General features: G+C 50.2%; 1 protein-coding gene. It reads right to left on the reverse strand.

All coding sequences use genetic code 11. From position 1 onward, the window contains the following. Positions 1–19: 19 nt before the first annotated feature. Positions 20–1,167 (reverse strand): IS3 family transposase gene (locus WFK85_RS23335; protein WP_336709948.1). Its coding sequence is split into 2 segments (ribosomal slippage): positions 20–930 and positions 930–1,167, totalling 1,149 coding nucleotides; the frame shifts between segments, so codons are not numbered across the junction. Positions 1,168–1,232: the final 65 nt, after the last annotated feature.

Consider the following 1,232-nt stretch of genomic DNA (forward strand, 5'->3'; position numbering starts at 1 on the left):
TTGAATCGCCACTGATAGTCTAGACACTTCCGAGCCGTTGATAATAGTGGTTTTCATATTCTGCTGGTGACATCTGATCGCTGGAACCATGCCGACGCTTACTGTTGTAAAACATTTCGATGTAATCAAAAATATCGCTTCTGGCTTCGCCTCTCGTTCCGTAGATCCTTTTCTTAATCCGTTCGCGTTTCAGTAACTGGAAAAAGCTTTCAGCAACCGCGTTGTCATGGCAGTTACCGCGACGACTCATGCTGCCTTTCAGACCGTGTGATTTCAGGAACGACTGCCACTCATGGCTCGTGTACTGACTGCCCTGATCAGAGTGAACCAGTACCTGTTTTTGAGGACAACGCCTCCACACCGCCATAAGTAATGCGTTCAGGACAATCTCTTTTGTCATGCGGGGTTGCACTGACCAGCCGATAACTTTTCGGGAGAACAGGTCAACCACCACGGCCAGATACAGCCAGCCTTCGTGGGTTCGGATGTAGGTTATGTCCGTCACCCAACGCTCATCCGGTGAGTCCGGATTGAACTGCCGCTGGAGCCTGTTGGGTGTCACGATGCTGGCTTCGCCTTTACGTGCCCGTGGGCTACGGTAACCAACCTGAGCTTTTATTCCGGCACGCTTCATCAGCCGCCAGACCCGGTTCACTCCGCACTGCTGTCCGGTATCACGCAGATCGAGATGGATCTTGCGATAACCATAAACGCAGCCAGACTCAAGCCAGAACTGTTTGATCTGCCCGGACAGCATCTGGTCTGTCTGGTGACGCTGTGAATGTGGCTGCTGAAGCCAGAAATAAAATCCACTCGGATGGACATCCAGAACCCGACAGAGCAGACGAACTGGCCAACAACAGGAGTTGTCACGGATAAAGGCGTACCTCAGTCGGACAGCTTTGCGAAGTACGCCGCGGCTTTTTTTAATATGTCCCGTTCGTCAGTAACCCGCTTCAACTCTTTCTGAAGACGGCGGATCTCGGCCTGAGCATCTAACTGTTCATTATTAGTGGAAGAATCCGGACCGTACTTCTTTATCCAGGCGTAAAGACTGTGAGTGGTGATATCGAGACGTGTTGCAACACTGGAAACAGAATGACCACGATCAACAACCTGTTTGACTGCTTCAATTTTAAACTCTTCAGGATAACGCTTACCGCTCATGGGCACCTCTCTTTAAGTCATTTTAAATGACTCTGAGGTGTCTGTTAAACCTGTGGCGATTCACT

The organism is Cedecea sp. VD22, from assembly GCF_037150195.1.
Taxonomy (GTDB): domain Bacteria; phylum Pseudomonadota; class Gammaproteobacteria; order Enterobacterales; family Enterobacteriaceae; genus Cedecea.